Source organism: Streptomyces sp. NPDC059398, from assembly GCF_042751845.1.
Lineage (GTDB): Bacteria > Actinomycetota > Actinomycetes > Streptomycetales > Streptomycetaceae > Streptomyces.
On sequence record NZ_JBHYWP010000031.1, the window covers coordinates 20781 to 47314 of the forward strand.

Here is a 26534-nt window from a genome sequence, read left to right on the forward strand (position 1 = left end):
TCGGGCGGGTACGCAGGGCCGCCCGCCGCCCGCCGCCCGCCGCCGGACGGGCACGGCAGGGCCGGTCCGTCCGGCGCGCACCGGACGCCGCAGGGCCGGCCCCCGGCACAGGGGGCCGGCCATCCCCCGGCTACACCTCCCGGACCTCGAAGGCATCGAGCGCGAACTCGGCGACCCCGTCGTCGCCGACCTTGCGCAGCCCCACCCAGGCGTCGCCGTCCGCCGGGGCGGTGAACTCGTAGCTCAGCACCGTCGGTCCGGTCGCCACGGGCAGCGCCTTGCGGTCCAGCTCGCGCGGGGCGGGCTCGTCGACGCCGGTGATCCAGGCGTACTGGCCCGCCGTGTCGTTCTCGTACCGGAAGGAGACCCGGTACCGCTTGGACGGCTCGAAGCGGACGGTGTGCTGCACGGTCCGGTAGACGAGCCCGCCGTTCTCACCACGGGACTTGAGCGACTGGCTGCCGTCGATGACGTCGTCGATGACCTTGCCGTTCCAGCCCCGCTGGGTGAACGGCGCGTGCCGCTGCCCGACATGGGTCCGCGGGTCGGTCGTGTCGCCCGCGTCGCCCTTGACGAAGACGCCCCAGCCCTGCGGGACGTTCTCGAAGTCCTCGAAGGCCAGCGTTCCCGCCCTGCGGGTGGGCTTCGCGGCGGCGATCCGCAGATTGTCGAAGCGCACCTGAGCGTCGCCCGCGGCCGCCCGCAGCGTCAGGTCGACCCGGCCGCCGCTCTCCGGCACGCTGAAGTAGGTGAACATCCGCTGGAAGCGGGTGCCGGACTTGCGGTCCGCCGCCACGTAGTTGCCCGCGCACGAGGTGTCGGTCCAGTTGGCGGCGGTGACCCCGTCGGCAGTACGGATTTCCAGGGCGGCCCGGCGCCGCTCCCCCGCCTTCTTGCCGACCTCGACCTGCACCGACGCGGCGTAGGTCCCGGCGGGCAGCCGTCCCAGGCGCTGGCTGACCGCGGTGGCCGCTCCGGCGCCGATCACCAGCTCGTAGTCGCCGATGGTGCTGCGCACGACGGAGGCCGTCCCCCCGGCCGTGGTCTTCCAGCCCTTCAGGGAGCCGGAGTTGAAGCCGGGGTCGTACACCGGGGTGCCCTGTCCCCACCGGGGCTCGGCGGGCGCCGCCACCCGGGAGCGGTACAGCACATACGGCTGTCCCGCGGTGGCCTCCACGGTGACCTTGCCCGAGCGGACCGCCAGGTCACCCGTGTGCACCCGGCCCTGGTCGGTGAGCCGGTAGAGCGCGACGCGCGAGGAGTGCGCCCAGCCGCGCGGCAGCTGCCAGGTGGTGGAGCCGCCCTTCGGGTTGTAGTGGTAGAGCTTCTCCGGGTCGGTGGCCCTGCGGGGCTCCCAGGGCAGCAGATAGCTGCCGCCGGTGTAGACGACCCGTCCGTCGGTGGTGATCCGGCGGTTGCCGTCGGTGTCGCCGACGACGGTCCCGGTGGGGCCGAAGAAGGTGATCTCGTGCTCGGTCCACCGCTTGACCGGGTAGGCCTGGAGGTACTTCGCGGGCAGCGCCTCGGTCCAGATGATGTCGTAGAAGGCGTTCCAGTCGGTCTTGCCGACCCAGCCCTCGAAGTTCCCCATCCGTCCGGCGCCCAGCAGCGTGGGCCACTTGTTGGAGAAGACGTCCTTCTGGTGGTTGCGGATGAAGCGGATCAGCTGGGAGTTGATACCGCGTGAGGTGTCGCCGCCGTAGTCGGTCTCGTTCGCCCAGTGCGACCAGACCGACGAGCGCTCCAGGCCGTGGCCCCACTCGCTGCTGACCGTCCAGCCCTGCTCGCGCAGGGCCCGCTGGAGCCGGTCGCCGTTCCAGCCCGACTCGCGGAAGACGTCGAAGTAGATGGCGTTGAGCGCCGGGTGCGCGTCCCTGCGCAGGTCCCGCAGCCGCTTGATGATGTCGCCCGATACCAGGTCACGCCGGGAGTCGATGCGGTAGGACTGGTCGAGCCAGTCCCACTGCTTGTCGGTCTTGTCGACGAGCTTTTCGGAGAAGGCGTGGGCGACGGGGTACGACTCGGTGGCGTTGACGTGCACGCTGAAGTCGCTGTTCCACTTGCTGCCCTCCTTGACGAGGGTGTTCATGTCGGCGAGCCCGCCGGCCCGCTCGTTGTAGTTGCCCGCGTAGTCGGGGTGCGCCGAGTCGTGGCCCTCCGACTGGTACCCCTTGAGCAGCGTGTACTGGCGCAGCCCGTCCGTGGCGAGCGAGATCCGCTTGACGTTGTCGAGGGTCGCGAGGAACGGATTGGTGGCCTGCGAGGCGAAGTTGAAGGGGATGTGCGGGACGACCCGCAGATGGGTGTCGTCGGCGCCGAGCGGGGTCACCATGATGTCGCGGAAGGCGATGGCCGCGTCCTGCCAGTCGACGACACCGTCGCCGTTGCGGTCCCGGGTGACGACGACGGTCGCGTACGGCAGCGGCTCGGTGGCGTCCACAGGCGAGGTGTCCGCGCGGTGGGTCCACTGGCCGCAGGCCAGCTGCGCCTTGACATAGCCGTCCTTCTTGACGGTCTGCCGCCACATCCGGCCGTTCTCCCAGGTGGCGCCGGGCGTGTCGGCCGGCTTGTCGTAGACCGTGTTGGTCTCGACGGCGCCGCCGAGCCGGTCGTGCGCCACCACGGCGTACGCGCAGCCGACCGGCGCCGGGTCCGCCGCGCTGCCGGGCGCGACCTTCACCAGGGTGTCGCCGCTCTTGGCCTTGTCGAGGTCGAGCTTGGCGGCCAGCAGGGTGGCGCCCGGCTGGTCGCTGCGTACGGAGAGGAAGGCGAGCGCGGGGATCTCAAGGGTCCCCACGCGCAGCGCCGCGGTGTCCGCGATCCGGGTGACCCGCCAGTCGGTCCGCCACCCGGAGACCCTGATCTCGACGCCGATCTCGGTCCCGCCGTCGAAGGCGAGGGTGTACGCGATCCGGTCCCGGCCCGGCCTGGACGTCACCTTCGGGGTGTGCGCGGTCCCGTCGACGAGTACCGAGGCGACGGGCTCCTCCTGCCCGTGCAGCAGCGCACCCGTCCGGCGGTCGGTGTACGACACGATGCGCGGGAAGCCGCGGTCGACGCGTACGTCGAGCGCGTCGGAGCGCAGTACGGTCTCGGCCGCGCCGGCGGTTCCGGAGCCCGTGGCCGCCGTGTCCGCGGCGAAGGCGGACGGGGTGGCGAACGCCGCTCCGACACCGGCCAGCGCGGTGGCGGCCACTACGGTCCTGCGGCTGGGCCCTCGGTCTTCTTCGTGCACGCCTGCTCCTCCATCGCGACGGTCATCCGTGCACGTCACGATGGAGGGGCGGGGAGTGTGCGCCTATGGACAAAGGAGGGAGAGGTCTTGGACTATCGCGATGTCCGGCCCTCTGTCCTGGTCTCCGGCGCCGTCCTCAGTGCAGCTTGTCCGCGGCCGACCTGATGTCCGCCGAGAGCGCGGACACCTGGGCGTACACACCCGGGTAGCCCGGCTCGGCGCAGCCCTGGCCATAGCTCACGATCCCGACCTGGACCCACTCGCCCTTGTCGTCCTTGCGGAACATCGGTCCGCCGGAGTCGCCCTGGCAGGTGTCGACGCCGCCCTTGTCGACGTCTCCGGCGCAGATCTCGTCACTCGCGTGGAACTGCGTCTTGTACGCCTCCGCGCACTTCTCGTCCGAGACGTACGGGACCGTCGCCTGCCGGAGATAGCGCTGCTGGCCGCCGTCCTCGCTCGTCGAGCCCCAGCCCGCGATGGTGAAGTTCCCGTTGTCGTAGGCCGTACCGGTGACGAGGGGCAGGGTCGGCAGGTCGAAGGGCGCGGCCAGTTTGATCAGCGCCCAGTCCTTGCCCTTGCCCTCGTAGCCGGGGGCCCGGACGACCTGGGTGGACTTGATGTGGACGGCGTGCGGGCCCTGCAGGTCGACGGAGCCCGCCGTCGCGGTGATCGAGGTGTTGGCCCCTGAGCCGGTGACGCAGTGGGCCGCGGTGAGGACGATGTCCTTGGCGTAGAGGGCGCCGCCGCATCCCTGGGAGAGATGCACCATAAAGGGGTACTGGCCCTCCGCCACCCGGGTGCCTCCGACGACGGGCTCGGGTGCGGCGGCCGAGGCCGGGGCGGGCTGGAGGCTGAGGGCTGCGAGTACGGCGGCGCCCAGGGCCGCGCATCGTCCGATGGTGCGCTCTGGCTGGTTCAACGGGCTTCCTCTCGTGGGGGCTGAGGGATCCTCAAACCCGTTCCGGACCGGGGGCGGACCCCTCGCCCGGAATGGGCTGTTCCCACGACAATGGCCGCTGTCCGGGGTTTCCGCCCGGTCGTAGAGTGGGTGTGTGACGGACGACAGCGAGGTCGTACACGGATTTCCGCATCTGGAGACCGTGCGGGCGGCGATCACGGCGCTCCACAGACGTCTCTCGTACGAGGGTGTGCTCGGCTACGCGCCGAGCGTCGCCCCCGCCGATGTGGCCTTCTCCGACCTGGACGATCTGCATCTGGGCGCCCAGCGGGTGGCCCGTGCGCTGGTCCACCAGCTGCGGCTGCCGGATGCGCGCATGGTCGTCGGCTTCCGCGGGATGGAGCACGCGGCGGCGGTCGAACTGACGGCGGGACCGGAGTACTTCATCGAGCTCAACGACCGTTTCCGCACCCACAGGGCCGATATCGGGGCGGCTCTGGCCCATGAGATCACCCATGTGCTGCTGCACCGGCTCGGTCTCGGCTTCGCGGGGACCCGGGACAACGAGATCCTCACGGACACCGCGGCGACCTATCTCGGGGCGGGCTGGCTGCTGCTGGACGCGTTCCGCGAGGACGCGGTGTCCAGCCAGAAGCTCGGCTATCTCACCCCGGAGGAGTTCGGGTACGTCCTGGCCAAGCGGGCGGCGCTCTTCGACGAGGACCCGTCGGTCTGGTTCACCAGCCCGCAGGCCTACACGGCGTACACGAAGGGTCGGACCAGGGCCGGTCAGGACGCCTGCCGGCCGCCGCTGACCGCGGCGGGGTGGGCGGGGCGCCGGGCCTATGCGAAGCACCGGAGGTACGCGCTGGAGCACGGGGGCCGCACCGGCCCCGGACTGCCGTACGCCTTCGAGCGGGCGGCGGACGGACTGCGCGTCAGTTTCGCCTGCCCCACCTGCCAGCAGCGGATCAGGGTGCCGGTCCGGGGCCGGGTCCGGGCGCGCTGCGGGCTCTGCCGCACGGTCCTGGAGTGCGACACCTGACGGTGACACAGGACAGTGGCACCGGCCAGCGACACCGGTCAGCAACAACGGAGAGCGACGCCCGACCGGCCCGCCCGGCTGCGCCGCCTGACGGCTGTAACGGCCACCGGAGACCTGGAGACCTGGAGACCTGGAGAGTGATTCTCATGCGCGTAGAGACCAAGCACGCACTGGTGCGGCCGCTCCAGCGGTATCTGGTCAACCCTCCGGTCCGGCTGCTGCTGCGGCTGGGCGCCGCCCCCGGCTACGCGCTGCTGGAGACACGCGGGCGGGTCACCGGGCAGATCCGCACCACCCCGGTCGGCGAGGGCAGGGAGGGCCGGGTGTTCTGGATCGTCGCGGAGCACGGCACGCACGCCGACTACGTACGCAACATCCGGGCCTGCCCCGATGTGCGGGTCCGGCTGCGTGCGGGGCGGCGCTTCGTCTGGGTGCCCGGGACGGCCGAGCTGCTCCCCGGCGACGACCCGTACGCCCGGCAGCGCGCCCTCGTCCGCCGGCATCCGCTGCGCGCGCTGAACGCGGCGGTCGTGCGGGCGATGGGGACAGAGCTGCTGACGGTCCGTATCGACCTGCATCCGCCGAGCTGACGCCGGGCCCGCTCCGCGGAGGGGCCCGGCCGCACGGTCGGATCAGGCAGCGGCCCTGCGCCCGCCCTGGCCACCACGGCTCTGACCGCCGCGCCCCTGGCCACCACGGCCCTGACCAGCGCCGCCGGCACCGCGGCCCGCGCCGCCACGGCCCTGACCGCTCTGGCCGCCGCCCTGGCCCTGACCACCGCGGCGGCCACGGCCACCGCGGCCCTGCCCGGAGGGAGCCGCGGCCCCGTTCGCGGGCCTGCTGGGCCTGGAGCGCCGCTGCGGTGCGGTGGCCTGCTGCGGTACGTCGACGACGACCGCGACGCCCGATGGCTCCTGCGCCCCGGTGATCCGGGTGAGCTCCTCGTCGCTGGACCTGACCCTGGCGGTCCTGGGCGAGATGCCGGCGTCCGACATCAGCCGGGTCATGTCACGCTTCTGCTCCGGGAGCACGAGCGTGACGACGCTGCCCGACTCGCCCGCCCGCGCGGTGCGGCCGCCACGGTGGACATAGTCCTTGTGGTCGGTGGGCGGGTCCACGTTCACGACCAGGTCGAGGTCGTCGATGTGGATGCCGCGCGCCGCGACATTGGTCGCGACGAGCGCGGTGACCTGGCCGTTCTTGAACTGGTCGAGAGTGCGGTTGCGCTGCGGCTGGGAGCGTCCGCCGTGCAGGCCGCCCGCCCGTACCCCGCTGGCGAGCAGCCGCTTCACCAGGCGGTCCACGGAACGCTTGGTGTCCAGGAAGAGGATCACCCGGCCGTCGCGGGCCGCGATGCGGGTGGTGACGGCCTTCTTGTCGGTCTCGTCGGCGACGTAGAGCACATGGTGGTCCATCGTGGTCACCGCGCCGGCCGACGGGTCCACGGAGTGCACGACCGGGTCGGTCAGGAACATCTTGACCAGCCGGTCGATGTTCTTGTCCAGGGTCGCCGAGAACAGCATCCGCTGGCCGCCGGGCTCGACCTGCTTGAGCAGCGCGGTGACCTGCGGCATGAAGCCCATGTCGGCCATCTGGTCGGCCTCGTCGAGCACGGTGATCCCAACCTGGTCGAGGCGGCAGTCGCCGCGCTCGATGAGGTCCTTGAGCCGCCCCGGAGTGGCGACCAGGATCTCGGCGCCGCGCCGCAGCGCGCCGGACTGCCGGGAGATCGACATCCCGCCGACGACCGTGGTCAGCCGCAGCTGGACCGAGGTGGCGTACGGCGTCAGCGCGTCGGTGACCTGCTGCGCCAGCTCACGGGTGGGCACCAGCACGAGAGCCAGCGGCGCCTTCGGCTCGGCGCGGCGGCCGGCGACACGGGCCAGCATCGCCAGTCCGAAGGCGAGGGTCTTTCCGGAGCCGGTACGCCCGCGGCCGAGCAGATCGCGGCCCGCGAGGGAGTTCGGCAGGGTCGCGGCCTGGATCGGGAAGGGGTCGGTGACCCCCTGGGCGGCGAGGGTCTTCAGGAGCGCGGCCGGCATGTCCAGCTCGGCGAAGGCGTCGACGGCGGGCAGCGCGGGGGTGAGGGTCTCCGGCAGGGTGAATTCGGCAGGCCTGGGAGCGGCCTTGCGGGCCGGAGACTTTGCGGGGGCCTTGCCGCGGCCCCTCGGCGGACTGGTGCGTGCGGGGCGTGCCGGGCGTTCAGCGGAGCGGGTCATGCGGTTCAAGCCTTCCTGCCGGATGTAGGACAGCACAAACCGGGACCCGCACCCTGGAGGTGCGGGCCCCGGTCAGCGAGGTACGCGTCCGACAATCAGGCCGGAACGATGTTCTCCGCCTGCGGGCCCTTCTGGCCCTGCGTGACGTCGAAGGAGACCTTCTGGCCCTCCTGGAGCTCACGGAAGCCCTGGGTGGCGATGTTCGAGTAGTGGGCGAAGACGTCGGCGCCGCCGCCGTCCTGCTCGATGAAGCCGAAGCCCTTTTCCGAGTTGAACCACTTCACGGTACCGGTGGCCATAACATTCTCCTCAACAGGTGCAGTGCCGGAAATTCGCACTTTACGAATTCCGCGTCGCCGCATTGAACCCCACCCGGAGAAAGCCGGAAAACAATAATGCGCCTGTCGGAGCATTCCCGTCAGGCGCACATAAAGTTCATGGGTACCAAAACTGCAACGTCGTCAGCCTAGCACGCCTGCCGCCGGGATGTCCGGAGGCGACGGGACCCGGATGATCTCGCCGCACCCCTCCGACCGGCGCCTCCGGCCCGTACGGAACAGGCGGGGTGGATCAACTCGCCTGACAAGGAAGCACAGTTGCCCCGTGCGCCGGGCCGCCGGCATGCCGTCCCGTGACGGCCGCCGACGGCCGGCAGAACAAGCCCGGCGGATGAAAGATCCCGCCACTGTTCGATTGCCGTTCACCTCCGCCCGTGAGGTCCGGGACGCCCCCTCCCCCTGCGGGGCGCGGCGGCCACCGGCCTAGGATTCCGGGCATGATCGCCGAATTGCAGTGCATAGTGCTGGACTGCCCCGAACCCGCAGACCTGGCCGCGTTCTACCGGGCGGTCCTCGGCGGCAGCGTCGACCGGCCCGACCCCCGCTGGTCGCTCGACTCCGACTGGTCCACGCTGCACACCGCTTCCGGTCTGGTCCTGGCGTTCCAGCGCGCCGAGAACCACCGTGCACCAGCCTGGCCGGACCCGACCAGGCCCCAGCAGTTCCATCTGGACTTCGGTGTGCCCGACCTGGACCGGGCGGAGGTCGAGGTGCTCGACGCGGGCGCCCATCTGCTCGACGACAGCGCCCCTGGCTGGCGTATCTACGCGGACCCCGCGGGGCACCCCTTCTGCCTGGTACGCCACTGACCCCACGCCCGGACGGGGCGGACGGGGCAGTACGCACGGGGCGGGGCGGTCCGGACGGGGCGGCCTGACGACCGGACGGTCCGGGAACCGCGCCCGTCGGCACTCTCCCGCGGCCGGTCAGTCCCCGGAGCGCTCGGCGGTGCTCCGCTCGACACAGAACTCGTTGCCCTCGATGTCCGCCAGCGTGACCCACCCCCGCCCGTCGGGCCTGCGGTGGTCCTCCACGAGCGTGGCGCCCAGCGCCAGCAGCCGCTCGACCTCCTCCTCCCGGGTACGGTCCGTCGGCTGGAGGTCCAGATGCAGACGGTTCTTGATCTGTTTGGGCTCGGGCACCTGGATGAAGAGCAGCCCGAATCCGGTCGCCTGGATCAGCGCCTCGGGGTCGCCCGGCCTGTCGTCGTCGGCGAGCGGGATATCGAGGGCCCTGGCCCAGAAACTGCCGAGCTCATAAGCGTCGGCACAGTCGACTGTCACATGACGTACAAAGGAAGCCATGATCGCATCATGCCTCAACCGCCCTGTGGCGCAAGGGAATTCAGCGGCTGCGCAGGGTGACGAGCGCGGTGTGGCCCTCCGCCCGCAGCACCCCTGGTGACTCCCCGGTGACGACCGCGGCGTCGTAGGGGCCCAGGGCGTCGCCCGTGTCCTCCAGGACGGCGGCCCCGTCCAGGGCGACGACCAGCACGGTGGCTTCCGGCGGGACCGCGACGGCGAGACTGCCGCGTACGACCGAGGTGAGCGCGTCGGTGAGCGCCTCGCGGTACATCACGTTGAAGTTCACGACAGGGCCGCCGAGCAGGCGTCCGTGGGTCGGCACATCACCGGCGAAGCGGTGCGGCACGAACCGCTCGTCAGCCCGGAGCGCCACCCCGCCGGCCGTCAGCTCCATCCCCGCGCCGTCGGCGACCGTCAGCACCCTGGTGACTCCGGGGAAGACGGAGAAGGGCCCGTCGGCGCCGACATCGGCCAGGCTCACCCGCCAGGCGAAACCGTCCATCCCGGCGCCCTCGGGCCACGCGGCGATCTCGCGGGTGACCCCGCCGCCGTTCTTCCAGGGCGTGGCTGCCCGGCCGGCTGCCCGCAGTATCCGTACCGTCACGCCCGCATCCTCCGCTGCTCCGCTCTCTCGTCCGCCCAGGCCGGGCCCGCCGTCAGGGGCCGCCGGACGCGCCACGGCGCCCACCCAGTGTCCGGTCGGGGACAAGGCAGGCGCCGCGTTCAGTTCCGCACCCCATTGTGCGGGACGTTCTGTAGGGCCGTCAGACGGTCAGTGCCCGGTCCGTCGGCCTGATCGGGGCGTGCAGCTCGCTGGCGCCCGTGAGGAAGCGGTCCACGCCGCGCGCCGCCGAACGGCCCTCGGCGATCGCCCAGACGATCAGCGACTGGCCGCGGCCCGCGTCACCAGCAACGTACACGCCGGGCACATTGGTCGCGAAGTCGGCGTCGCGGGCGATGTTGCCGCGGGCGTCGAGTTCGAGGCCGAACTGCTGGACGAGGCCGTTGGCCTGGTCGGTGCCGGTGAAGCCCATGGCCAGGGTGACCAGCTCGGCGGGGATCCGGCGCTCGGTGCCGGGCTGCTGCTCCAGCTTGCCGTCCTTGAACTCCACCTCGACGAGGTGGAGGTACTTGACGTTCCCGACCGTCTCCCCCTCCTCGGGCGCCGAGCCCTCGAAGTGGGTGGTCGAGACGGCGTAGATGCGCTCGCCGCCCTCCTCGTGCGCCGAGGTGACCTTGTAGAGCATCGGGAAGGTCGGCCAGGGCTGGCCCGGGTTCCGCTCGTCGCCGGGCCTGGGCATGATCTCCAGCTGGGTGACCGACTTGGCGCCCTGGCGGTGGGCGGTGCCCACGCAGTCGGCGCCGGTGTCGCCGCCGCCGATGACCACGACATGCTTGCCCTCGGCGGTGATCGGGGCCACCGTGAGGTCACCCTCCTGCACCTTGTTGGCGAGCGGCAGGTACTCCATCGCGAAGTGGATGCCGTTCAGCTCGCGGCCCGGTACGGGCAGGTCGCGGGAGACCGTCGCACCGGCAGCGATGACCACCGCGTCGTAGCGGCGGCGGAGCTTCGCCGCGTCGATGTCGCGGCCGATCTCCGTCTCGGTACGGAACTTGGTGCCCTCCGCGCGCATCTGCTCGATACGCCGGTTGATGTGGGACTTCTCCATCTTGAACGCGGGGATGCCGTACCGGAGCAGCCCCCCGATGCGGTCCGCGCGCTCGTAGACGGCGACCGTGTGCCCGGCCCGGGTCAGCTGCTGGGCGGCGGCGAGGCCGGCCGGGCCCGAGCCGATGACCGCGACCGTCTTGCCGGAGAGCCGCTCGGGCGGCTGCGGGGTGACGTCGCCGCTGTCCCACGCCTTGTCGATGATCGAGACTTCGACGTTCTTGATGGTGACGGCCGGCTGGTTGATGCCGAGGACGCACGCCGACTCGCAGGGCGCCGGGCAGAGGCGTCCGGTGAACTCCGGGAAGTTGTTGGTGGCGTGCAGCCGCTCGGACGCCGCCGACCAGTCCTCGCGGTACGCGTAGTCGTTCCACTCGGGGATGAGGTTCCCCAGCGGACAGCCGTTGTGGCAGAAGGGGATGCCGCAGTCCATGCAGCGCCCGGCCTGCTTGCTGATGATCGGCAGCAGGGATCCGGGGACGTAGACCTCGTTCCAGTCCTTCACCCGCTCATCGACGGGGCGGGTCTGCGCGACCTCGCGGTCCGTGGTCAGAAAGCCCTTGGGGTCAGCCATTGGTCGCCGCCTCCATCATCTTCTCGGTGGTCTCGTTCTCGGAGAGACCTGCCAGCTCAGCGGCGTCCTTGGCGGCGAGCACTGCCTTGTAGGTGGTCGGGATGATCTTGCTGAAGCGGGCAGCCGCGGCGTCCCAGTCGGCCAGCAGCTTCTCGGCCACGGTGGAGCCGGTCTCCTCCTGGTGGCGGCGCACGACGTCGTGCAGCCACTGCTTGTCGGTCGCGTCGACGGGCTCGACCGCACCGGTGTTGCCGGCGTTGACGTTGTCCGGGTCCAGGTCGATGACGTACGCGATGCCGCCCGACATACCGGCGGCGAAGTTCCGCCCGGTCTCGCCGATGACCACCGCGTGGCCGCCGGTCATGTACTCGCAGCCGTGGTCGCCCACACCCTCCGATACGACCGTCGCGCCGGAGTTGCGGACGCAGAACCGCTCGCCGGTGCGGCCGCGCAGGAACAGTTCGCCGCCGGTCGCGCCGTAGGCGATGGTGTTGCCCGCGATGGTGGAGTACTCGGCGAGGTGCTCGGCGCCGCGGTCCGGGCGGACGACGACCCGGCCGCCGGAGAGGCCCTTGCCGACGTAGTCGTTGGCGTCGCCCTCAAGACGGAGCGTGACACCGCGCGGGACGAAGGCGCCGAAGGACTGGCCCGCGGAGCCGGTGAAGGTGATGTCGACGGTGTCGTCGGGCAGGCCGGCGCCGCCGAACTTCTTCGTCACCTCGTGGCCGAGCATGGTGCCGACGGTCCGGTTGATGTTCCGGATGGCGACCTGCGCGCGCACCGGCTGGGCGGACTCGGCGGAGTCGGCGTCCAGCGCGTCGGCCGCCAGCTTGATCAGCTGGTTGTCGAGCGCCTTCTCCAGCCCGTGGTCCTGCGCCGCCGTCCGGTGGCGTACCGCACCGTCGGGCAGGTCGGGGACGTGGAAGAGCGGGGCGAGTTCGAGCCCCTGGGCCTTCCAGTGGTTCACCGCCCGCTCGGTGTCGAGCAGCTCGGCGTGGCCGACGGCCTCTTCGAGGGTACGGAAGCCCAGCTCGGCGAGGAGTTCGCGGACCTCTTCGGCGATGAAGCGGAAGAAGTTCACGATGTACTCGGCCTTGCCGGAGAAGCGCTCGCGCAGCACCGGGTTCTGGGTGGCGATGCCGACCGGGCAGGTGTCCAGGTGGCAGACGCGCATCATGACGCAGCCGGAGACGACGAGCGGCGCGGTCGCGAAACCGAACTCCTCGGCGCCGAGCAGCGCGGCGATGATGACATCACGGCCGGTCTTCAGCTGGCCGTCGGTCTGGACGACGATGCGGTCGCGCAAGCCGTTGAGCAGCAGCGTCTGCTGGGTCTCGGCGAGGCCCAGCTCCCAGGGGCCGCCCGCGTGCTTCAGCGAGGTGAGCGGGGAGGCACCGGTGCCGCCGTCGTGTCCGGAGATGAGGACGACGTCCGCGTGCGCCTTGGAGACGCCCGCGGCGACCGTGCCGACACCGACCTCGGAGACCAGCTTCACATGGATGCGGGCCGCCGGGTTGGCGTTCTTGAGGTCGTGGATCAGCTGGGCGAGGTCCTCGATGGAGTAGATGTCGTGGTGCGGCGGCGGCGAGATGAGGCCGACGCCCGGCGTCGAGTGCCGGGTCTTCGCGACCCACGGGTAGACCTTGTGGCCGGGCAGCTGGCCGCCCTCGCCGGGCTTGGCGCCCTGCGCCATCTTGATCTGGATGTCGTCCGCGTTGACCAGGTACTCGCTGGTCACACCGAAGCGGCCGGACGCGACCTGCTTGATGGACGAGCGGCGCGCCGGGTCGTAGAGACGCTCGGCGTCCTCGCCGCCCTCACCGGTGTTGGACTTGCCGCCCAGCTGGTTCATGGCGATGGCGAGGGTCTCGTGCGCCTCCTGGGAGATGGAGCCGTACGACATGGCGCCGGTCGAGAAGCGCTTGACGATCTCGGACGCGGGCTCCACCTCGTCCAGCGGGACCGGGGTGCGGCCGGACGCGAAGCCGAAGAGGCCGCGGAGCGTCATCAGCCGCTCGGACTGCTCGTTCACCCGGTCCGTGTACTTCTTGAAGATGTCGTACCGGCCGGAGCGTGCCGCGTGCTGGAGACGGAAGACCGTGTCCGGGTCGAAGAGGTGCGGCTCGCCCTCGCGGCGCCACTGGTACTCGCCGCCGATCTCCAGCTTGCGGTGCGTGGCGGAGATGCCGGACGGGGGGTACGCCTTGGCGTGCCGGGCGGCGACCTCGGTGGCGACGACGTCGAGTCCGGCGCCGCCGATCTTGGTGGCGGTGCCGTTGAAGTAGGTGTCGACGAAGGACTGGTCGAGTCCGACGGCCTCGAAGACCTGAGCGCCCCGGTAGGAGGCCACGGTCGAGATGCCCATCTTGGACATGACCTTCAGGACGCCCTTGCCGAGGGCGTAGATCAGGTTGCGGATGGCCTGCTCGGGCTCCAGGCCCTCGATGAAGGTGCCGGCCCTGACCAGGTCCTCGACGGACTCCATGGCGAGGTACGGGTTGACGGCGGCGGCGCCGTATCCGATGAGCAGCGCGACATGGTGCACCTCGCGCACGTCGCCGGCCTCGACGAGCAGCCCCACCTGGGTGCGCTGCTTGGTGCGGATCAGGTGGTGGTGGACGGCCGATGTGAGCAGCAGCGAGGGGATCGGGGCGTGCTCGGCGTCGGAGTGCCGGTCGGAGAGGACGATCAGCCGGGCGCCGGCCTCGATGGCGGCGTCGGTCTCGTCGCAGATGTCCTTCAGCCGGGCGGCCAGCGCGTCGCCGCCGCCGCCGACCCGGTAGAGACCGGCGAGCGTCGCGGCCTTCATCCCCGGCATGTCGCCGTCGGCGTTGATGTGTATGAGCTTGGCCAGCTCGTCGTTGTCGATCACCGGGAAGGGCAGCGTGACGCTGCGGCAGGAGGCCGCGGTGGGCTCCAGGATGTTGCCCGCGGGGCCGAGCGTGGAGCGCAGCGAGGTGACGAGCTCCTCACGGATGGCGTCCAGCGGCGGGTTGGTGACCTGTGCGAAGAGCTGGGTGAAGTAGTCGAAGAGCAGCCGGGGGCGCGCGGAGAGCGCGGCGATCGGCGAGTCGGTGCCCATGGAGCCGAGCGGCTCGCCCGAGGTGCGGGCCATCGGCGCGAGGATGATGCGCAGCTCCTCCTCGGTGTAGCCGAAGGTCTGCTGGCGGCGGGTGACCGAGGCGTGGGTGTGCACGATGTGCTCGCGCTCGGGGAGGTCCTCCAGCTCGATCTCGCCGCTCTCCAGCCACTCCTCGTACGGCTGCTCGGCGGCGAGGCCCGCCTTGATCTCGTCGTCCTCGATGATGCGGTGCTCGGCGGTGTCCACGAGGAACATCCGGCCGGGCTGCAGCCGGCCCTTGCGGACGACCTTCGCGGGGTCGATGTCCAGGACGCCGACCTCGGACGAGAGGACGACCAGGCCGTCGTCGGTCACCCAGTAGCGGCCGGGGCGCAGGCCGTTGCGGTCGAGGACCGCGCCGACCTGGGTGCCGTCGGTGAAGGTGACGCAGGCGGGGCCGTCCCAGGGCTCCATCATCGTCGAGTGGTACTGGTAGAAGGCCCGGCGGGCCGGGTCCATCGAGTCGTGGTTCTCCCACGCCTCGGGGACCATCATCAGCACGGAGTGCGGGAGCGAGCGGCCGCCGAGGTGCAGCAGCTCCAGGACCTCGTCGAAGGAGGCGGAGTCCGAGGCGTCCGGGGTGCAGAGGGGGAAGATCCGGTCCAGCTTCTGCGGTCCGAAGAGGTCGGACGCGAGCTGGGACTCGCGGGCCTTCATCCAGTTGCGGTTGCCCTTGACCGTATTGATCTCGCCGTTGTGCGCGACGAAGCGGTACGGGTGGGCGAGCGGCCAGCTCGGGAAGGTGTTGGTCGAGAAGCGCGAGTGCACCAGGGCGACGGCGGTGGCGAAGCGGCGGTCGGAGAGGTCCGGGAAGAACGGCTCCAGCTGGCCTGTCGTGAGCATGCCCTTGTAGACGACCGTGCGGGCGGAGAGCGACGGGAAGTAGACACCGGCCTCGCGCTCGGCGCGCTTGCGCAGCACGAAGGCCTTGCGGTCGAGCGCGATACCGGTCGCGGGGGCTTCCTGCCCGTCGGGTGCGTCGGCGACGAAGAGCTGGCGGAACTCGGGCATGGTGGCGCGGGCGCCGCTGCCGAGGAGGTCGGGGGTGACCGGGACCTCGCGCCAGCCGAGGACGGTGAGCCCTTCCTCGGCGGCCAGTGTCTCGATCCGCGAGACGGCGGCGGGGCTGTCGTCGAGCGGCAGGAAGCCGATCCCGACGGCGTACGCGCCCGCTTCGGGGAGCTCGAAACCGGTGACCTCACGGAGGAAGGCGTCCGGCACCTGGAGCAGGATGCCGGCGCCGTCGCCGGAGTCCGGCTCTGATCCGGTGGCGCCGCGGTGTTCGAGATTGCGCAGTACGGTCAGCGCCTGCTCGACCAGCTCGTGGCTGGCCACGCCGGTAAGAGTGGCCACGAACCCGACACCGCAGGCGTCGTGTTCGTTGCTGGGGTCGTACATCCCCTGCGGGGCGGGGCGACCCTCCATGGGCGACCAGGCGTGGATGCGCATCGGCTCTCCCGTCGTCGTCGTGGCATATGCAAGTGCATAGGGACGACGTTGGCCCTCTGCGAAATTTCGAGCAGGTTACATGATGGAATGCTTCTCGAAAAGCGGATGTTTCATCCCAGCATGCGGACACCGGCAGGCGGTGGAGGCGGGAAGCGACACGGCCGGGTCGGCGTCCGTGAGCCACTGACGGAGCAGGCGACGTTGCCTGCGGCTGTCTGCGGTGTTTCCGGCTTATGCCCGGTGGTCCGGGGCACGAAACCGCCGGGTAACCGATACTTATGATGACTGCCGCATAACACCTCGCCCGGTCCCGCCGGGGGCCACCCGCGTACGCCTCAGCCCACCGCCGTACCGAACAGCGCGCCCAGCGCGTAGGTGATTCCGGCCGCCGCCCCTCCCAGTGTCAGCTGCCGGAGCCCGCTGTACCACCAGGAGCGGGCCGTGACCCGCGCCACCACGGCGCCGCAGCCGAAGAGCCCCACCAGCGCGAGGAGCAGGGCCGGCCAGAGCACGGTGGCGCCGAGCAGATACGGCAGCAGCGGGAGCAGCGCGCCCAGCGCGAAGGCCCCGAAGGACGACGCGGCGGCGACCAGCGGCGAGGGGAGGTCGTCCGGGTCGATGCCCAGCTCCTCCCTGGCATGGATCTCCAGCGCCTGCTCCGGGTCCCTGGAGAGCTGCTCCGCGACGGCGGCCGCCAGCCGGGGCTCCACCCCGCGTGATACGTAGAGCGCCGCGAGCTCCTTCATCTCGTCCAGCGGGTGCTTGCGCAACTCCCGCCGCTCCACTTCGAGTTCGGCCTGGACCAGCTCGCGCTGCGAGGCGACCGACGTGTACTCGCCCGCGGCCATCGAGAAGGCTCCGGCCGCCAGGCCCGCAAGACCGGTGATCACCAGAGTGCGGTGCGAGACGTCACCGCCGGCGACCCCGGTCATCAGCGCGAGGTTGGAGACCAGTCCGTCCATCGCACCGAAGACGGCGGGGCGCAGCCAGCCGCCGTTGACGTCCCGGTGGGTGTGGTTGTCGCGGTGCGCCTCATGCAGCGTCGCCTCGTTCTCCATGATGGACATCGGTCCCCGCCCTCTCTTCTCGTCAGCGCCCCCGCTCCGCGCAGCGAACCCGGGAACAGCGTCGAAAGTACGCACGAAAAATGGCCCCCGCCAGCAAGGAAGGCCGTACTTACCAGGGGTGCGGAGGGCCGGGACCAGCCCGTATGCGATTCCCCCCGAACCGCCGGGGAGACATGGATCACATGACGGGCGCATTGACGCCCAGGAGGCGGGTCCGCAGTATCTGTAAACGTTTCCAGTAGCTGGAAACGTTTACAGCACCACCACGTCCACGACCGCTGAACTCAGGGGGCAGGCACGCATGCCGCAGAACGGGACACCGACCATCGTGTCGATCGCCGAGCGCGCGGGGGTGTCCATCGCGTCCGTCTCCCGGGTGCTGAACGGAGTGGGTGCGCGCCCCGACACCGTCTCCCGGGTCGAGCGCGCGGTCGCGGAGCTCGGTTACGTACCGAACGCGGTGGCCCGTTCCCTCAAGGGCGGCAGGACCCGCCAGCTGACCTTCGCGATGGCGGACATCGGCAACCCGGCGTACGTGGCGATGGTCCGCGGGATCCAGGCCGTCACCCGCGCCGCCGGATACCGGCTGCTGCTGCACTCCACCGGGGCGGTCGTGGAGGACGAGCTGGACGCGGTCCGCAGTCTGGGCGACCGCACCAGTGACGGGCTGATCCTCTGCCCGATCCGGGTCACCGACGCCTATGCGCAGGTGCTCGGCGCCGCGGCGGCCCCGGTCGTGATCATCGGTTCGCCGCCGGAGGACGTCCCGGTCGACAGTGTGCGCGCCGACTCGGTGCGCGGGGCCGGGCTCGCGGTACGCCATCTGTACGAGACCGGGCGGCGCAGGATCGCCTTCATCAACGGCCCGCTCGACACGGTGCCCGGCCGCAACCGCGCGACCGGCTACCGCAGGGCGCTCGACGCTCTCGGCCTCCCCTACGACGAGTCGCTCGTGGTGAGCACCGGCTTCGCCACCGAGTCCGGCGCGGCGGCGGCCGAACGGCTGCTGGCCGCATCACCCGACGCGCTGTTCTGCGCCAACGACCAGCTGGCGGTCGGCGCGCTCCGCACCCTGCACTCCCGCGGGGTGCGCATCCCCGATGACATCGCCGTGGCGGGGATGGACGACAGCAGCCTGGCCCAGGCCGCCTGGCCGCCGCTGACCAGCGTCGACCTGGGATCGGCCGAGCGCGGCAGCCGGGCGGCCGAGCTGCTGCTCGCCCGGCTCGGCCGGGGCACGGTCCCGGAAGCCCCGCAGCACAGCACCGCCGTACCCCGCCTCGTCGTACGCGCCTCCACCGCGCCGGCGACCGACCTGGAGAACCCGAGGTCCGTATGAGTCTCACCGCAGCCCGGGGCAAGGACGCCACGGGCCACCGCGGCACCCCACCGCCCCGCTCCCCCGGCCGGCGCCGACAGGCGCTGGGCCTGGACCGGGGGGCCTGGTTCCTGCTGGCACCCGCTCTGATCCCGATCCTGGTGCTGAGTGTGGGGCCGCTGCTGTACGGCTTCTCGCTGGCCTTCACCGACTCGCAGGCCGGCCGCACCACGCCGACGCGGTTCACCGGGTTCGCCAACTTCGCCGATCTGCTGCACGACTCGCTGTTCTGGGAGTCGTTCCGGATCGGCATCGTCTGGGCCGTCAGCGTCACCGTGCTGCAGTTCGTGCTGGCGCTGGGCCTCGCCCTGCTGCTCAACGAGAACCTGCGCTTCCGCTGGCTGGCCCGCACCCTCGCGCTGGTCCCGTGGGCGATGCCCGAGGTGGTCGTCGGAATCATGTGGCGGCTCGTCTACCACCCGGACGCGGGCATCCTCAACAAGACCCTGACGCAGTCCCATCTGATCAGCGGCAATGTCGACTGGCTGACCGGCCTCTCGGTGGCGCTCCCGGCCGTGATCGTGGTCGGGGTCTGGGCCGGGATGCCGCAGACCACCGTGGTGCTGCTGGCCGGGCTGCAGAACGTGCCGGTGGAGCTGAAGGAGGCGGCGCAGCTCGACGGAGCCGGTCTGTGGCGGCGCTTCACCTCCGTCACCTGGCCGGCCCTGAAGCCGGTGGTGGTCGCCGTGACCGCGCTGAACTTCATCTGGAACTTCAACTCGTTCGGCCTGGTCTATGTGCTGACGCAGGGCGGGCCGGGCGGCAAGACCCGGCTGCCGATGCTCTTCTCGTACGAAGAGGCCTTCAAGTACGGCCAGTTCGGCTACGCGGCGGCGATGGGCCTGGTGATGGTCGCCCTCATCGCGGTCCTTCTCACCGTGTTCCTGCGCAAGAAGCTCAAGGAGGAGGCGGCATGAGTGTCCCCGCACGGCTCCGCGCCAGGCGGACGGCCGGCCGCACCGGCCAGTATCTGGCTCTCCTGTGCTACCTGGTCTTCCTGGCCTTCCCGCTGGTGTGGCTGGTGTCCACCGCTTTCAAGTCCCCCCGGGAGCTGGGGTCCATCAGCCCGACCTGGCTCCCCAGGCATCCGACCCTGGACAACTTCAGGGCCGCCTTCGACGCGCAGCCGCTGCTGCACTCCGCGCTCAACAGCCTGATCGTGGCGGGCAGCGCGACGGTGCTCTCGGTGGCGCTCGCGGTGCCGGCCGCCTACGCGCTGGTCCGCTTCCGCAGCCGCATGTCGACGGTGGCCAACGGCTGGGTGCTGGTCAGCCAGATGTTCCCGTTCGTACTGATCATCATCCCGCTGTTCCTGGTGCTGAAGAACCTGCACCTGATCAACTCACTGGCCGGGCTGATCGCGGTGTACGTGGTGTGGAACCTGCCGTTCTCGCTCTGGATGCTCCAGGGGTACGTCAAGGCCGTCCCGGTCACCCTTGAGGAGGCCGCAGCGGTCGACGGCGCCGGGCGGCTGCGGACCCTGGTCAGTGTGGTCTTCCCGCTGCTCACCCCGGGACTTGTCGCGACGGCGATGTTCACCTTCGTCACCGCCTGGAACGAGTTCTTCTTCGCCCTCGTCCTGCTCAAGTCCCCGGAGAACCAGACGATGTCCGTGATCCTGACCCGATTCCTCGGCGCCGAGGGCGTCGCCGACCTGGGGCCGCTCGCCGCGGCCTCCGTCATCGCCACCATCCCCAGCCTGCTCTTCTTCGCCCTGCTCCAGCGCAGGCTGGTCGGCGGGATGCTCGCGGGGGCGGTGAAGGGCTGATGCGTATCCGCACCCGTATCCGTACGCGTATCCCTGTCCGTACCCGTTTCCCCGCCCCGTCCCGTTCGCACGCCCCTTCCAGGATCCGTACCGCGGCGACGGCGCTGGCCGCCGCTGCCGGGCTCGTCATCCTCGCGGGCTGCGGCCAGGGGGACACCCCTGACCCGTCCGGCCGTGTCACGCTCCAATTCCTCAGCCTGGCCTGGCAGAAGGAGTCGGTGGCGGCCAACAAGGCGCTGGTCGCGCAGTGGAACAGACAGCATCCCGACGTCCAGGTGAAATATGTGCAGGGCAGCTGGGACGGTATCCACGACCAGCTGCTGACCTCCTTCGAGGGCGGCCAGGCGCCGGACATCATCCATGACGACGCGTCGGACCTCACGGACTTCGCGTACGGCGGCTATCTCGCCGACATCCGCGGGATGCTGCCCGCCTCGCTGAAGAAGGACATCCCCGGGCGGGCGTGGTCGGCGGCCACCTTCGGCAAGGGGATCTACGGTGTGCCGTTCCTCCAGGAGCCGCGTGTGATGGTCGCCAGCACCAAGCTGCTCAAGGCGTCCGGGGTACGGGTGCCGACCGTCGCCCACCCCTGGAGCTGGCAGGAGTTCGAGCAGGTCAGCAAGGCGCTCACGGCGCGGGGGCCGGGCGGCACGACCCGGCGGTACGGCGTCGCCTGGTCGATGAAGGAGCCGGTCAGCCAGTCCGTGAACAGCTCCGCCTCGACCGGCGGGCAGATCTTCAGGAAGTCCGGCGGCAAGAACAAGGCGGTCTTCGGGCCCGCCGAATCGGCGGTCTCCCAGGTCATCAACCGGCAGATCAACGAGGATCACACCGCTCCCAAGAGCAGTCTGGGCATGGGCGGTTCGGACACCCTGCCCGGCTTCTTCGCGGGGAAGTACGCCATGGTGCCGCTCAACTTCTCGTTCCGGCAGCAGGTCCAGCAGCAGGCGCCGAAGGGCTTCGGCTGGACCGTCCTGCCGATGCCCGCGGGAAGCGGACCGCACGGCAGCGCGCAGGGAGTCGTCCCGCAGACCCTCTCGGTCTCGCAGGACTCGCACCACAAGCAGGCGGCCGTCGACTTCATCTCCTTCCTCACCCAGGGCAGGAACGCCGCCCGGCTCGCCCTCGGCGACTGGCTGCTGCCCGACAGCCGCTCGGCGCTCAAGGACCCGGCGCTGCGCACCCAGGAGAACGGCTGGCGCACGGGCAGTGGGATGGCCGGCGATCTGGTCCCCTCCCCCGTACTCGGCGTGCGCGGTTACGCCGAGTGGAAGGACAAGATCGCCACCCCGGCCTTCCAGGAGTACTACAACGGCTCGATCGGTCTGAGTTCGCTGCGCTCCAAACTGGCCGGCGACGGCCAGCGGGTCCTCGACCGCTACCAGCGCTGACGCCTCCCGCGTCCGCGCCCGCACAACCCCAGAAATGAGCACGATCAGCCCATGAGCGGCAGCCCAGAACCGGCCACCGGCACGGCCACCGGCCCCCCTCCGCCCCGGCTCCGGCCCGAGCGGCCGGCCCTCCCCCGTACGCTGCGCGACCGCGCCCGGGGCGCCCTCCTCGGCCTCGCCGTGGGCGACGCCCTGGGGGCCCCGGCGGAGAACATGAAACCGTCCCGGATCAGGGAGCGGTGGGGCCGTATCGAGGGCTTCGTACGGGACGAGCCCGCCGGTACGGACGACACCGAGTACGCGATCTTCTCGGGGCTGCTGCTCGCCGAGCACGGTTCGGCGCTGACCGTCGCGCATGTCGAGGCGGCGTGGCACCTGTGGATCGCCGACCGCGACGAAGGCCCGTTCCGCGGCGCCGGGTTCAGCGAGCGCGGCACCCTGGAGAACCTGCGGCGCGGTCTCGCCGCCCCGATCTCCGCCCAGCACCGGCACGCCTGGAGCGACGGACTCGCCATGCGGGCCGCGCCGTTCGGGGTGTACGCGACGGGGCGGCCCGCCGAGGCGGCCCGGCTGGTCGCGGTGGACGGCACGGTCAGCCATGACGGCGAGGGGATCTACGGCGGACAGGCCGTCGCCGCGGGGGTGGCCGCCGCGATGGTGAGCGACAGCCCCGACGCGGTGGTGCAGGCCGCCCTCTCGGTGATCCCCGAGGACTCCTGGACCGCGCGCTCGCTGCACCGTGCGGTCAGCGCGGCCCGCCGGGCGGTACCGGGCCCGGACGGCTCGCCGCTGCCGGTCGAACGCGCGGTGCGCTCGGCCGTGGTGATCGGCGGCTATCCCTGGACGGATCTGGCACCCGAGGCGGTGGGTCTGGCCTTCGGGGCGTTCATCGCCGCACGCGGTGACTTCCGGGGCTCGGTGCTGACCGCCGTGAACATGGGCCGCGACGCCGACACCACGGCGGCCGTGGCGGGTTCGCTCGCCGGGGCGCTCGGAGGCGAGAGCGGCATCCCGGCCCACTGGGCGGACGCCATCGGACCGGTGCGCGGCAGCTGTCTGCCCGCCATGGCAGGACGTCACATCCTCGATGTCGCCGACGGCCTCCTCCCGCCGCACACGGCGGCCGTGTCTCCGACAGCGGCGGCGACCGCGGCCGGCCCGGCGACGGCGGACAGCGCGGGGCTCCCGACCCGCCCGCCGACGGCAACCAGGAGCGGCCGTACGACCGGTCCGCCCACCCCGACCGACCCGCCGCCCGCGACCGACCCCGCGGCAGTGACCCACAACAGGCAGGCCGCCTCGTGACCACACAGCTGACCCATCCCACCACCGGGCTCTCCGGCCGCGACCCGCACCGCCGGGTCGAGGGCCTGCTCCTGGGCCTCGCCGCGGGCGACGCCGCGGGCTGGCCGGCCGGCCGGCACCGTGCCGCGCTGCTGCCCAACTGGACCCGCAGGCTCACCCGCGAACTGGACACCTTCGCCGAGCAGAACGCCACCACCACGCTCCCGGTTCCCATCGCCCTGAACCAGCCGCCGGCCCCGCTCCAGCTGGGGCCTTCCGACGACGCCGAGTGGGCGGCGTTCACCGCGCGGGCCATCCTCTCGGCCGCCTCGTCCGGGCAGAGCGACCTCGCCCCGCAGCAGCGGGTGCGCTCCGCGCTCGCGCTGGCCTGGAACGCGCTCGCCGACGAGGTGGCCGCCGCCTCCGCGCAGGCCGACGAGATCGAGTCGGCGCTGATCCCGCTGCGCGCCCGAATCTCCGTACGGGCCGGGCTCGGCAATCTGGCGGCCGGGCTGCGGCCCCCCGCCACCGGCCACGACAATCCGCACCACTTCGACGACGCCGCCTGTGTGCGCGCCGCCGTGCTCGCCGTGGTGCACCCGGGCGATCCGGCAGCCGCGGCCGGCCTCGCGGAGTTCGACGCGCGCTACACCCAGGACGGCGACGGGGTGCACGGCGCCCGCGCGATCGCCGCCGCTGTCGCCGCCGCGCTGGGCGGCGCGGACGCCGCGGCCTGTGTGGACGAGGCGCTCGCGCAGCTCCCCGAAGGCAGCGAGATCCGCCGCAACGCGCTGCACGCGGTGGCGCTCGCCAGGACCGCGACGGCCGCCGGAACGGGCCGCCCCGGCAGCGCCTTCGCACTGGTCCCGGTCCTGGAGCACGAGATCGTCGACCACGTCTACAGCTACGGGATCGCCGCGGCCGAGACCGTACCCGTGGCCCTGGCGATGACGCTCGCGGCAGGCGGCGCGCTCGCCGAGGCGGTGCCCACAGCCGCCTGTCTCTCCCGGGTCGCCGACTCGGCGCCCGCCCTCGCGGGTGCTCTCACCGGCGCCATCGGCGGCGCCGCCGCCCTGCCCGACACCTGGCGGGACAGCTGCCGCACCCTCGTCGGCTGCGCCCTGCCCCAGCTGGCCGGCACCGATCTCGTCGAGGTCGCCGCACGGCTCACCTCCGCTCTGCACGCCCTCCCGGAAGGAACCCGCTCATGACCGTGCCCACCCCATCCCTGGAGGACCGCACCACCGGAGCCCTGATAGGCGCGGCCGTCGGGGACGCGCTCGGCGGCCCGGTCGAGGGCTGGACCCCGGAGGCCATCAGCGAGCGGCACGGCGGCCGTGTCCAGGGCATCGTCGAGCCCTTCTACAAGGAGGAGTGGCGTACGGCCCGGCCGATCGCCCCGTACCACAAGGGTGATGGGCACGTCACCGACGACACCCTGATGACCCATGCGCTGATCCGCGTCTACGAGACGGTGCGCGACCACCTCGACGCGTACGCGGTCGCCGACCATCTGGTGCCCGACCTGATGGGCACCCCGCGCTGGATCCCCGAACTGGAGGCGGAGGCACTGCCGTTGCAGCGGATCTTCCTCGCCGAGAAGTGGATCGTCGCCCGGCTGCACTACGGGCACGTCGACCCGCGGGAGGCCGGGGTCGGCAATATCGTCAACTGCGGCGCCGCGATGTACATGGCGCCGGTCGGCCTGGTCAACGCGGGCAGCCCGGCGCACGCGTACACCGAGGCCCTCGACATCGCGGGCGCCCACCAGTCCAGTTACGGCCGGGAGGCCGCCGCGGTCTTCGCGGCGGCCGTCGCCGCGGCCTGCAAACCGGGCGCGACCCCCGAATCGGTGGTCGGCGATGTGCTCGCGCTGGCGAAGGACGGCACCCGCGCGGCGATCGAGGCGGTCTGCGAGGCGGCAGCGGCGCACGACGGATACGAGTCGGCGCTGAAGCCGCTGCGCGAGGCGGTCGCCCCCTTCGACACCGTGGGCCCCGAGTACCGCAAGCCGTCCCTCGGCGCCCGCCGCCCCTCGCGGCTGCACTCCATCGAGGAGCTGCCGGTGGCGCTGGGGATGCTGCTCGCGGGGCGCGGCGACTTCCGCGAGACGGTGCTCGGCTCGGTCAACTACGGCCGGGACTGCGACTCCATCGCCACCATGAGCGGCGCGATCGTCGGCGCACTGTACGGCGAGGGCGCGGTCCCCGCCGAGTGGGCCGGGGAGGTCGCCACGGCGAGCCGTCTCGATCTGCACGCCCCGGCCGCCGGGCTCGCGGCCGTCACCCGTGAGGTGTTCGCCCGCGATCTGGAGCGGCGCCGTGAGCACGAGGCGCTGTTCGGTGCGATCGCGGGTGCCCGGTGACAGCCCCCGTGTCCCCGGCGGCGACCGGCCCCGCGCTGCGGCTGACCTGGGTGCAGCCCGAGGACCTGGTGGGGCATGAGCTGCGCCAGGCGCAGGAGGACGGCCGCGATCCGGCGGCGGCCCGGCAGCGGTGGACCGCGGCGGGCGGCCATCCGGCACCGGCGCGCGCGGGCGCCTCCGCCGCACCGGCCGCCCCGGAACTGCGTGCGCTCGCCGTGGAGCTGCTCGATGAACTGGCCGCTGTCCCTTCGCCGTTGGCCCCCGACGAGCCGACCGGGCTGTCCGGGATCAGGGCGCTGTGCCCCGACTGGCCCGCCCCTCCAGCCGGTCCCGTCGACCGGGACGCGCTGCGCGCCCGGCTTGAGGCGTCCTGGCTGGGCCGGGCCGCGGGGTGTGTGCTCGGCAAGCCGGTCGAGAAGCTGACGCTCGACGGCATCAGGGCCCTCGCCCGCTCGACCGGCAACTGGCCGCTGGACGGCTGGTTCACCGAGGTGGGACTCGACCCCGGAGTGGCCGCCGCCCACCCGTGGAACCGCCGCTCGCGCCCGACGTCGCTGGCCGAGAACATCGACGGTGCCCCCGAGGACGACGACCTCAACTACCCGCTGCTGGCCCTGCTGTTGCTCGAACGGTACGGGCCGGATTTCAGCACCGCCGATGTGGCGCGGCTCTGGCTGGACGAGCTGCCGGCCGGCCGGACCTTCACCGCCGAGCGGGTCGCGTACGGCAATCTCCTCGCCGGGATCGAGCCACCGGACACCGCCGTGTACCGCAATCCGTTCCGTGAGTGGATCGGTGCGCAGATCAGGGCCGATGTCTTCGGCTGGACCCACCCGGGCGACCCGGGCGCGGCGGCCGGAGCGGCCTGGCGGGACGCGGTGCTCACCCATACCGCGAACGGGGTGTACGGCGAGATGTTCGCCGCCGCCGTGATCGCGGCAGCCGCGGGCGGCGGCGATGACGTCCACGGTTGTCTGCGGGCCGGCCTCTCGGTCGTGCCGCCCGGCTCCCGTTACGCGGCGGCCGTGCGCTTCGGTATCGCGCGGGCCGCCGCCGAACCCCTGGGCACCGCCGCCGCGTTCGAGTCGGTCGTGGACGAGCTGCACACGGCGTACGGCGACCACCACTGGGTCCATGTCCTGCCGAACGCGGCGCTGCTCGCGGCGGCGCTGACCCACGCGGACGGCGACTTCACCGGTTCCGTCTGCCGTGCGGTCTCCGGGGGCTGGGACACCGACTCGAACGGGGCGACGGCCGGCAGCGTCGCGGGGCTCCTCGCGGGCTCCCGGCAAGCGCTGCCGTCCCGCTGGACAGCGCCGCTGCACAACCGGCTGGCCACCTCGGTCGGCGGTCTGGACGGCATCGGCTTCGACACACTCGCGGAACGCACGCTGCGCCAGGTGCGGCGAAGGGACCGGGCGGTATGACC

20 protein-coding genes are annotated in these 26534 nt (G+C 71.8%); 11 read left to right on the forward strand and 9 right to left on the reverse strand.

The genetic code is table 11. The annotated features are described in order from the left end of the window. Positions 1-130: 130 nt before the first annotated feature. Together ACFXBC_RS14090 and ACFXBC_RS14095 are read right to left on the reverse strand one after the other, a co-directional pair. Positions 131-3235: an endo-alpha-N-acetylgalactosaminidase family protein gene (locus ACFXBC_RS14090; RefSeq protein ID WP_385023196.1), complete on the reverse strand. Its 3105-nt coding sequence runs from the start codon at positions 3233-3235 to the stop codon at positions 131-133. Positions 3236-3371: 136 nt separating this feature from the next. Next, complete coding sequence (locus ACFXBC_RS14095; protein WP_385023198.1) at positions 3372-4154, reverse strand: S1 family peptidase; 783 nt, start codon at positions 4152-4154, stop codon at positions 3372-3374. A gap of 133 nt (positions 4155-4287) precedes the next feature. Here ACFXBC_RS14095 and ACFXBC_RS14100 point away from each other — a divergent pair, with 133 nt between their 5' ends. Together ACFXBC_RS14100 and ACFXBC_RS14105 are read left to right on the forward strand one after the other, a co-directional pair. Then, positions 4288-5178, forward strand: a complete 891-nt coding sequence (locus tag ACFXBC_RS14100; RefSeq protein WP_385023200.1) for a hypothetical protein — start codon at positions 4288-4290, stop codon at positions 5176-5178. Between the two features lie 146 nt (positions 5179-5324). Beyond that, on the forward strand, positions 5325-5768 hold the full coding sequence (locus ACFXBC_RS14105) for a nitroreductase/quinone reductase family protein (protein WP_385023202.1): 444 nt from the start codon (positions 5325-5327) through the stop codon (positions 5766-5768). Between the two features lie 42 nt (positions 5769-5810). Here ACFXBC_RS14105 and ACFXBC_RS14110 read toward each other — a convergent pair whose 3' ends face one another. Together ACFXBC_RS14110 and ACFXBC_RS14115 are read right to left on the reverse strand one after the other, a co-directional pair. Next, complete coding sequence (locus ACFXBC_RS14110; protein WP_385023204.1) at positions 5811-7397, reverse strand: DEAD/DEAH box helicase; 1587 nt, start codon at positions 7395-7397, stop codon at positions 5811-5813. Between the two features lie 95 nt (positions 7398-7492). Beyond that, entirely contained in the window at positions 7493-7696 is a 204-nt protein-coding gene (locus ACFXBC_RS14115; protein ID WP_015607926.1) for a cold-shock protein, read from the reverse strand. A 476-nt stretch (positions 7697-8172) separates the two neighbouring features. Here ACFXBC_RS14115 and ACFXBC_RS14120 point away from each other — a divergent pair, with 476 nt between their 5' ends. Next, positions 8173-8544: a VOC family protein gene (locus ACFXBC_RS14120; RefSeq protein WP_385023206.1), complete on the forward strand. Its 372-nt coding sequence runs from the start codon at positions 8173-8175 to the stop codon at positions 8542-8544. Between the two features lie 117 nt (positions 8545-8661). Here ACFXBC_RS14120 and ACFXBC_RS14125 read toward each other — a convergent pair whose 3' ends face one another. From ACFXBC_RS14125 to ACFXBC_RS14145, 5 genes are all read right to left on the reverse strand, one after another. Next, complete coding sequence (locus tag ACFXBC_RS14125) at positions 8662-9039, reverse strand: VOC family protein (protein WP_385023208.1); 378 nt, start codon at positions 9037-9039, stop codon at positions 8662-8664. Between the two features lie 40 nt (positions 9040-9079). Continuing rightward, positions 9080-9643: a HutD family protein gene (locus ACFXBC_RS14130; protein WP_385023210.1), complete on the reverse strand. Its 564-nt coding sequence runs from the start codon at positions 9641-9643 to the stop codon at positions 9080-9082. Positions 9644-9803: 160 nt separating this feature from the next. Beyond that, positions 9804-11282 (reverse strand): glutamate synthase subunit beta, encoded by a 1479-nt coding sequence (locus ACFXBC_RS14135; protein WP_385023212.1) that lies wholly within the window; start codon positions 11280-11282, stop codon positions 9804-9806. Continuing rightward, positions 11275-15852, reverse strand: coding sequence for a glutamate synthase large subunit (gltB, locus tag ACFXBC_RS14140; RefSeq protein WP_385023214.1), 4578 nt, complete (start codon positions 15850-15852; stop codon positions 11275-11277). The genes ACFXBC_RS14135 and gltB overlap by 8 nt, the downstream gene beginning before the upstream one ends. Before the next feature lie 335 nt (positions 15853-16187). Next, positions 16188-16919 carry a VIT1/CCC1 transporter family protein gene (locus ACFXBC_RS14145; RefSeq protein WP_385023216.1) on the reverse strand — a complete coding sequence of 244 codons (732 nt, stop codon included), beginning with the start codon at positions 16917-16919 and terminating at the stop codon, positions 16188-16190. Between the two features lie 301 nt (positions 16920-17220). On the opposite strand from ACFXBC_RS14145, the gene ACFXBC_RS14150 reads away from it, so the two are divergent. Genes ACFXBC_RS14150 through ACFXBC_RS14185 form a run of 8 tightly spaced genes read left to right on the forward strand, consistent with a single transcriptional unit; the run spans position 17221 to position 26532 of the window. Beyond that, on the forward strand, positions 17221-18258 hold the full coding sequence (locus ACFXBC_RS14150; protein WP_385023218.1) for a LacI family DNA-binding transcriptional regulator: 1038 nt from the start codon (positions 17221-17223) through the stop codon (positions 18256-18258). After that, complete coding sequence (locus ACFXBC_RS14155; RefSeq protein ID WP_385023220.1) at positions 18255-19214, forward strand: carbohydrate ABC transporter permease; 960 nt, start codon at positions 18255-18257, stop codon at positions 19212-19214. Before ACFXBC_RS14150 ends, ACFXBC_RS14155 begins: the two co-directional genes overlap by 4 nt. Beyond that, the gene (locus ACFXBC_RS14160) at positions 19211-20065 is read left to right on the forward strand and encodes a carbohydrate ABC transporter permease (RefSeq protein ID WP_385023222.1); all 855 of its coding nucleotides are present in this window, start codon (positions 19211-19213) and stop codon (positions 20063-20065) included. Before ACFXBC_RS14155 ends, ACFXBC_RS14160 begins: the two co-directional genes overlap by 4 nt. Further along, positions 20065-21456: an ABC transporter substrate-binding protein gene (locus tag ACFXBC_RS14165; RefSeq protein ID WP_385023224.1), complete on the forward strand. Its 1392-nt coding sequence runs from the start codon at positions 20065-20067 to the stop codon at positions 21454-21456. The genes ACFXBC_RS14160 and ACFXBC_RS14165 overlap by 1 nt, the downstream gene beginning before the upstream one ends. Before the next feature lie 51 nt (positions 21457-21507). Continuing rightward, a complete protein-coding gene (locus tag ACFXBC_RS14170; protein WP_385023226.1) occupies positions 21508-22761 on the forward strand; it encodes an ADP-ribosylglycohydrolase family protein in 1254 nt (417 codons plus the stop codon). Then, the gene (locus tag ACFXBC_RS14175) at positions 22758-23951 is read left to right on the forward strand and encodes an ADP-ribosylglycohydrolase family protein (protein WP_385023228.1); all 1194 of its coding nucleotides are present in this window, start codon (positions 22758-22760) and stop codon (positions 23949-23951) included. Before ACFXBC_RS14170 ends, ACFXBC_RS14175 begins: the two co-directional genes overlap by 4 nt. Next, positions 23948-25105 (forward strand): ADP-ribosylglycohydrolase family protein, encoded by a 1158-nt coding sequence (locus ACFXBC_RS14180; RefSeq protein ID WP_385023230.1) that lies wholly within the window; start codon positions 23948-23950, stop codon positions 25103-25105. Before ACFXBC_RS14175 ends, ACFXBC_RS14180 begins: the two co-directional genes overlap by 4 nt. Then, on the forward strand, positions 25102-26532 hold the full coding sequence (locus ACFXBC_RS14185; protein WP_385023232.1) for an ADP-ribosylglycohydrolase family protein: 1431 nt from the start codon (positions 25102-25104) through the stop codon (positions 26530-26532). The genes ACFXBC_RS14180 and ACFXBC_RS14185 overlap by 4 nt, the downstream gene beginning before the upstream one ends. Positions 26533-26534: the final 2 nt, after the last annotated feature.

Bases quoted from the DNA above. Each gene is read 5' to 3' on its own strand.
- ACFXBC_RS14105 (WP_385023202.1), top strand. From the start codon at position 5,325: ATGCGCGTAGAGACCAAGCACGCACTGGTGCGGCCGCTCCAGCGGTAT.
- ACFXBC_RS14110 (WP_385023204.1), bottom strand. From the start codon at position 7,397: ATGACCCGCTCCGCTGAACGCCCGGCACGCCCCGCACGCACCAGTCCG.
- ACFXBC_RS14115 (WP_015607926.1), bottom strand. From the start codon at position 7,696: ATGGCCACCGGTACCGTGAAGTGGTTCAACTCGGAAAAGGGCTTCGGC.
- ACFXBC_RS14120 (WP_385023206.1), top strand. From the start codon at position 8,173: ATGATCGCCGAATTGCAGTGCATAGTGCTGGACTGCCCCGAACCCGCA.
- ACFXBC_RS14125 (WP_385023208.1), bottom strand. From the start codon at position 9,039: ATGGCTTCCTTTGTACGTCATGTGACAGTCGACTGTGCCGACGCTTAT.
- ACFXBC_RS14135 (WP_385023212.1), bottom strand. From the start codon at position 11,282: ATGGCTGACCCCAAGGGCTTTCTGACCACGGACCGCGAGGTCGCGCAG.
- gltB (WP_385023214.1), bottom strand. From the start codon at position 15,852: ATGCGCATCCACGCCTGGTCGCCCATGGAGGGTCGCCCCGCCCCGCAG.
- ACFXBC_RS14145 (WP_385023216.1), bottom strand. From the start codon at position 16,919: ATGTCCATCATGGAGAACGAGGCGACGCTGCATGAGGCGCACCGCGAC.
- ACFXBC_RS14150 (WP_385023218.1), top strand. From the start codon at position 17,221: ATGCCGCAGAACGGGACACCGACCATCGTGTCGATCGCCGAGCGCGCG.
- ACFXBC_RS14155 (WP_385023220.1), top strand. From the start codon at position 18,255: ATGAGTCTCACCGCAGCCCGGGGCAAGGACGCCACGGGCCACCGCGGC.
- ACFXBC_RS14160 (WP_385023222.1), top strand. From the start codon at position 19,211: ATGAGTGTCCCCGCACGGCTCCGCGCCAGGCGGACGGCCGGCCGCACC.
- ACFXBC_RS14165 (WP_385023224.1), top strand. From the start codon at position 20,065: ATGCGTATCCGCACCCGTATCCGTACGCGTATCCCTGTCCGTACCCGT.
- ACFXBC_RS14170 (WP_385023226.1), top strand. From the start codon at position 21,508: ATGAGCGGCAGCCCAGAACCGGCCACCGGCACGGCCACCGGCCCCCCT.
- ACFXBC_RS14180 (WP_385023230.1), top strand. From the start codon at position 23,948: ATGACCGTGCCCACCCCATCCCTGGAGGACCGCACCACCGGAGCCCTG.